This window comes from Paenibacillus sp. OT2-17, from assembly GCF_009827695.1.
GTDB lineage: Bacteria > Bacillota > Bacilli > Paenibacillales > Paenibacillaceae > Paenibacillus > Paenibacillus polymyxa_B.
This window is the reverse complement of record NZ_WUDQ01000193.1, coordinates 1-6,280: the sequence shown is the minus strand read 5'-3', so window position 1 is coordinate 6,280 and position 6,280 is coordinate 1. Positions and strand designations below refer to the sequence as shown.

Annotated in this window: 7 protein-coding genes; 6 read left to right on the top strand and 1 reads right to left on the bottom strand. The window is 42.9% G+C overall.

The genetic code is table 11. The features are described from left to right. Positions 1-147: 147 nt before the first annotated feature. From GRP75_RS16980 to GRP75_RS16955, 6 genes are all read left to right on the top strand, one after another. Positions 148-1,143 carry an AraC family transcriptional regulator gene (locus tag GRP75_RS16980; RefSeq protein ID WP_160789874.1) on the top strand — a complete coding sequence of 332 codons (996 nt, stop codon included), beginning with the start codon at positions 148-150 and terminating at the stop codon, positions 1,141-1,143. Positions 1,144-1,239: 96 nt separating this feature from the next. Further along, on the top strand, positions 1,240-2,241 hold the full coding sequence (locus GRP75_RS16975; protein ID WP_160789873.1) for a phosphotransferase enzyme family protein: 1,002 nt from the start codon (positions 1,240-1,242) through the stop codon (positions 2,239-2,241). Between the two features lie 90 nt (positions 2,242-2,331). Next, positions 2,332-3,504, top strand: coding sequence for an immunity 26/phosphotriesterase HocA family protein (locus GRP75_RS16970; protein WP_160789872.1), 1,173 nt, complete (start codon positions 2,332-2,334; stop codon positions 3,502-3,504). A gap of 12 nt (positions 3,505-3,516) precedes the next feature. Further along, complete coding sequence (locus GRP75_RS16965; RefSeq protein ID WP_160789871.1) at positions 3,517-4,035, top strand: hypothetical protein; 519 nt, start codon at positions 3,517-3,519, stop codon at positions 4,033-4,035. A gap of 36 nt (positions 4,036-4,071) precedes the next feature. Continuing rightward, positions 4,072-4,731 carry a DUF2625 domain-containing protein gene (locus tag GRP75_RS16960; RefSeq protein ID WP_160789870.1) on the top strand — a complete coding sequence of 220 codons (660 nt, stop codon included), beginning with the start codon at positions 4,072-4,074 and terminating at the stop codon, positions 4,729-4,731. Between the two features lie 56 nt (positions 4,732-4,787). Then, a complete protein-coding gene (locus GRP75_RS16955; protein ID WP_023989666.1) occupies positions 4,788-5,324 on the top strand; it encodes an SMI1/KNR4 family protein in 537 nt (178 codons plus the stop codon). A gap of 79 nt (positions 5,325-5,403) precedes the next feature. On the opposite strand, the gene GRP75_RS16950 is transcribed toward GRP75_RS16955, so the two are convergent. After that, a complete protein-coding gene (locus GRP75_RS16950; protein ID WP_061829653.1) occupies positions 5,404-5,988 on the bottom strand; it encodes an RBBP9/YdeN family alpha/beta hydrolase in 585 nt (194 codons plus the stop codon). Between the last annotated feature and the right edge of the window lie 292 nt (positions 5,989-6,280).

Genomic DNA, 6,280 nt, shown 5'->3' with positions numbered 1-6,280 from the left:
AACGGCTTCATTTTCCTTCCTTGTTTCTGCGATTGTATTTACGATTGCGGCACTCCTTTGTCTGGGAATCGCTATTAGAGGAAAGGGAAGCAAAACTCAAGCGGCAGTCCACAGTTAATGGGGAGTCTGAAGGAGGAGTCAGTGTTTATGAACCTTCATGAGTTGGATCAGTTGCTGAGAAACAAAACGGAAATTGAACTTTTACAACAGCAAAACAATCAGGTGATTAATGATCTCTCCAAAGAATCGGAGAATGAGCGTTTTTTTGATATAAATCAGAATATATACCGTATGCCCGCTTTATTTTTCTTTGGAGAACATGATATTTATATTAGCAAGCACAATAGATTTGCTCCGATGCTGGAACACATGCATGAATTTATTGAATTAAACTATGTTTACTCAGGTAAGTGCAACCAAATCATAGCAGGCAAAGAAATTCAGCTTTGTGAAGGCCAAGTATGTGTCCTGGATAAGGATGTGCCGCACAGCATCGCTCCTTTGGGAGAAGACGATATACTGATTAATATCCTGCTGCAAAGAGAAACGATTTCATCCCTATTTCTGCAGCGGCTATCTAAGAAAAAAAGCCTGATTGGCGAATTTCTAGCCAACTCTGTCCTCCAGCATCAGCACCATAATCACTTTATTATTTTTGAGTCACAGCACAATGAGAACCTTCAATATATATTGCGTAGAATCTTAATCGAATATTATTCCAGGCAAGAGGATTCGATGGAATTGGTGAAGGCTTATTTGCAAATTGTATTTGGAGAATTGGTCCGTGTATTGGAAAGCGAGCATAATATTCACTTAAACCAGAAGGAGAATAATATTACCTCTATTCTGAATTACATGGAAGAGCACTATCAGCATTTAAGCCTACAGCAATTATCTAACCATTTTAATTACAATAGTACGTATTTAAGTAATAAGTTAAAAAAAGTAACCGGTCTTACTTACACTCAGCTTATTGCCAACATTAAACTCAATGCAGCCTATTCTTTGGTAGTGAATACCAATCTGCCGTTCGAAATGATATTTAAGCAGGTGGGATATAACAGCATGAGTTTTTTCTATAAAAAGTTTAAAACAGCGTATGGTGCCACCCCGCAAAATATCCGAAACAAACAGTTGAGGTAATGAAGGATTACAAGGACGTCCAATTCTAATGGGCGTCTATATTTGTTATAATATCTGCAAATTCATAAGCTGGTGTTTATAAGGGAGGATACATCCTTGGAAGCAATACTAAGACGTCACTGGCCGGAGTGGAACGGAACGCTGCAGAAACGAACCGGGGGTTGGAATAATACGACGTATTTTGTTAAGAGTGGTGGGCGAAACGGAGTGCTGCGCGTCTACGATACACACAAGGATCGGGACAAAATTGAATTTGAGCATGCAGTTTTGCAGGAGCTGAGTAAGCATTCACTATCGTTCAGGACACCCACGCCTATTCCGACGGTCACGGGAGAGACGCTTGCTCAACTGGAGACGGAAAGCGGTAAATATGTGTGTCTGTTCGAATACATAGAAGGCATATCACCCCTGGAGCAGGATTCAAGCTTTGCCTATTCTTTGGGCGAGACTACGGGGGAATTATCGGCTGTGCTTGCGACATTCAATCTTGATATGACTCCAGTCTATCGACCGTATTATGCTTTGCAGCAATCCTATCCGTTGTGTAACCGGGAAACGGTTCAGGGCTTTTGTTTACATCCGCCTGAGCCTCTAAAGGATTTGCATGAAGAACTGCGATTAATAGGGGAAGCTTATGAAGAGATTACAGATTCGCTTCATGCATTGGAAGGGTTGCCGCATCAGCTTGTACATGGAGACTTGAACGCTTCCAATTTGTTAGTAAAGGATTCTGATCATAGTCTAGTAACCGCACTGCTTGATTTCGAATTTTGTACGCTAGACGTTCGGGTCATGGAGCCGGCGGTCATCTTATCAGGATTTTTGGGACAACCAGAGGAGACGACAGCAGTTCGGGATTTTTGCCGGGGCTTCAGCCGCCAGGTTCATTTAAGCCACACCGAGATTGATGCTGTGCCTATATTGATGCTGCTTAGGAAGGTAGACGTATTTCTTCATTTTTTGAGTCGCTTTCTGGAAGGAACGGATCAGTCACACGTATTGCAAGAGCAGGTCAAACAGATCTCTGCCGACTTGCGCCAGCTTTCCACCAGCAATAGCTGGATTCAGGAAGAGTTGGTCCAAGCTGGAACAGTGTAGGAATAAACGAGCTACATGCTGCGTTATGTTATAATCTTTGGGAAAATTGAGCCTGGGTGCATTGAAATGTACTCGAAACTGGAGGAACAGATGAATAGTTGGCTAACGAACGCATTACGGCCGTACTTCGGGCTGGAGGCGCTGGAAGAGCATTGGGATGTGGTAGAAATTAAAGAAGGATACTTTATTTGTGTGGATGGAGACGTTATTCGCAAGCGAATTTCTTCCACTGAGGATACTTATGGAGAAACCGATGTAGAGATTTTTACGCGTGACCGGGCATTTGTTTTGCCTAAAACGGCTCGTGGCAAAGAGAAAAAGCTGAATTACACAAGTGTTTCGAGCATCAAGGCAGAAGGCGTGACCTTTTCAGCAGGCATTCGAAGGGATCGTCCTCTTAGTTATGTTACTGCTGTGAATAGCAAAACGGGTGTGAAACTCCCTATTACGGGATGTGAGCATTTACATAGTAAAGAAGAGATCATCGATTGGCTTCAGCAATATCCGTCACTTGTGCCCAAGGATTACGATCGTAAGCTGCACCGGTTGAAGCATATGAAAAACCAGCGTTATAAAACGGTCCCAGGAGACATCTTCCGCGTGGAAATAGACCTTTTCACAGATGGATATGTGCTGGTCGTTGGAGATTTGCGCCAAATGCAAAAGGATCAGTTGTTTGCAGAGGAGAGCATTTGGAACAGTGTCATGACCATGCCTTTATTCGTACGTCCATATTTGTTTACGAGTCGTGACCGTTCAACAGCTTTGGAATCTATCACATCCGCCCCATTATCCGAAACGACCTGGATTGTTATGGATGATTCCTTTATGCGGGGTGCCTATGAGCGAGTAGGGCATAAGCTGTTAGTGGAAGAGGATATTGTGTTCCCCATCGGCTATGGCTGTAGTACGGATAGTAGAAAAGAAAAAACATATAGTCTGTCCTGGGGAACGGGCACGGTTTCCAAACCGGAAGGGGAGACCGTGTTCAAGTCCTCGCGAAAATTTTCAAATAACGGTGCTTATTCAGGTATCGTTGCCGACTGTTTTGGCTCCTGGGAAGAGCGGGAGTGGCACAAAACGCTGGATAATCCGTTACATCAGGATGAACGTCGAAAAGCACTGGCCGAATTCGGATTCCCGGAAGACATTTCGTATGATGAGTTCAACCGTCAAACGGGAGGACTGACGCGTTCGGAATATCTCGCATATTTGGCAAGAACCTATGGCGGGAAAAGTGATACAAACGAATTGAATTTTTAATAGGAGGGGCCTATGAAATATCTTAAAGATTGTCCGGAACCAGGCATGGGAACCTGGTATTTTGAAATAGATTCGGATGGAATAGCCTATCGACAAATTGTCATCCAGGATGACGGCACGTATATCGCCTCTAATCGCAAGCACGAACAGTATCATTTCTTATTAGCTGAGAAAGCGATTGATGACACGGAGCCCTATTATACGCAAATTACAAAAAAAGAGTTTGAAGAAGTATGGTCCAATTATCTTCACACCTTGAACCAGGAATGGCATCAAATCAAAAATGCACTGCCCGTTGGAACTAAGGTAAAGGGTTATATTGAAGTATTTTTCCCACACGGTACGCTTATTCATATTTTCCAGCATCATGCGGTCGGATTGTCAGACACTCGTACATATGAGGAAAAGACACCATCCGAGTGGATGTATCCGAAGCATGAGGTCACGGCCATTGTAAAAGGATACGACGAAGTGAATCAGTGGGTGATTTTAGATCAAACGCAGGTTTTCAAAAATCAGTTCGCAGGTTGAAAGTGAATTTTGGAATACGCGGGAAGGGGAATGAACATGCATACTTTAACGGTTGAAGAACTGGTGGATAAGGATAACCATGCATGGGAAGAGGTCAGAAATATTCTGAAAGAAGGCCGGAATTCACATCACATTGTATCGGCCGAATCGGAATCCGCTACGGGGAACACGCTGTACCGTTTGCAGGTGAGTACGAAATCGTATTTGGGAACAGTTGCCTATGAGACAGGAGGAATCGTGTTCGATTACGGTTGGATCACCTTGCTGGGTGCGGGTGGCTCTGGAATTTTCGGTAGCTTGACCTCATGGAACGGGCTTCAAGAACCGGAAAGTGTTCCTGCGCTTGAGGGGATGCTAATGGTGGCCTATGATGCAGCAGGTGGATTTTTTGGATTGGATATAGGGAAATTCGGACGTAGCGGTCATATCTACTATTTTGCACCAGATGCATTGGAATGGGAATCCACTGAGCTGGCCTATTCCGGTTTCTTGAGCTGGTTGGCTGAGGGAGATTTGGGCTTGTTCTACCAGACATTCCGCTGGAACGGTTGGCAGAAGGATATGGAGCAACTTCAGCCGGGAGAGGTATTTGCATATTATCCGCCGCTATGGACCCAAGAAGGTGGAGGGGAGACCAGCAGCAAGTCGCCTATAGACATTACAAATGCATGGCAGGTGGCATTGGATAAGGAATAGCTTTTGTGGTATAAACAACAACTCTTAGAGGCATCAAGGCATGGAGGTTGGCACATATGTGGAGTATTCAATTTGAACAACCGTTTGTAATAAGTCAGGAAGCAACTGATGAACAAATCGCGAATTTTTTGAAAACATGGAACATAAAGCTATCCGAGCAAGAGATTCACGAAATCAAGCAAAGACAAGTGAACCCTTTTCCAAAGTCGTCTCCTTTCTATGATCAATATAAACCTTTAGATCCTGTGGGCTGGCATCTGCCCCAAGGACAATTTCCTGACAGCTATATGGAGTTTTTGAAATATTCTAATGGTGGGGAGTTTCAAAATGGAGAACGTTATTTTCAGTTTTTCAATACCGAAGATTTGAGAGAAATGAACCTCGCCTACGAGTTGCCGGAATATATGCCGGGTGCTGTGTCGTTTGCGATGGATGGGTGCGGAAACCACTATATGTTTGATATGAGAGAGGAAAAAAGAAACAATGAGTATCCCGTTCTTTTTGCTCATTCTGGTAGTCTGGGATATGACGAATGTGAACAGGTTGCCCATTCATTTATAGAGCTGTGTACGGAAAAATGGGCATTGTATTGATGTATTGAACCCGCAATAATGAACCCTTCGCCGGTTCCATTTTGCGGGTTATGTAAGTTTTCAAACTAAGCCTGTCATGCTACTTATTTGCATTCATCATTTCAATTAACACTTGATGTACCATCGGTAAGGTGGTAAAACCGTCACTTTGTAAAAAGTGTCCTCCATGGTCTACTTCATGGAAATCGGCTTGGATGTCTTCAGCTAGTTTCTTACTGAGTGCAAAGGGCACAATTGTGTCATCCTTTGAAGCGATAACTGAACGCGCTTTTAGCGAATCCATGATTTGCTGATAATCCAAATGGCCATTTGTAAATTCATCTAATGACGGTAGACTCGGCACTGGATCAGTAAAACCGGAAACGAAAACGAGACCACCAAGTGGTTCTGGGATACTTACTTGCTGTAGGTATCTTAATATGGATACACATCCCAAGCTATGACCAATAAAATAGGTGTCTTTATGTAGAACTTTAATATTTTGTAATAGATGCTCGATCCACTCATTAAGTTTGGGGGATTGCGAGTTGGGCATCTCCAGTATACCTACCGATACTCCATCTTCCTGTAATTTGTCTTGTAACCAAGGGAACCAATGATCGGCTGGCGAAGCTGTGTATCCGTGGATTATATATACTTGTTTTTTATTTTGTATGTTTGTCACAATACTTTCTCTCCCATCATTCAGCGTTCGTTTTTTATATGTGCCCCACTTCGTGTAAGGACTCCTCTTCTAGTTTAGCAAATTCTTTAAGCCCATGAATATCTAAAATTTTGAGTTACATAGCAAATCCAAATATGAAGTTGCCTACTATAATATTCTTATTTTTGCAGTACCGTTATTTTACTTATAAATTTAAGCGCTTTCTACCGATATATAGATATATATATCATCACGTTCTGTGATCTGCAGCGTGAACTATTATCCATAGACGATCTGGAGGGGTTTGGATGAG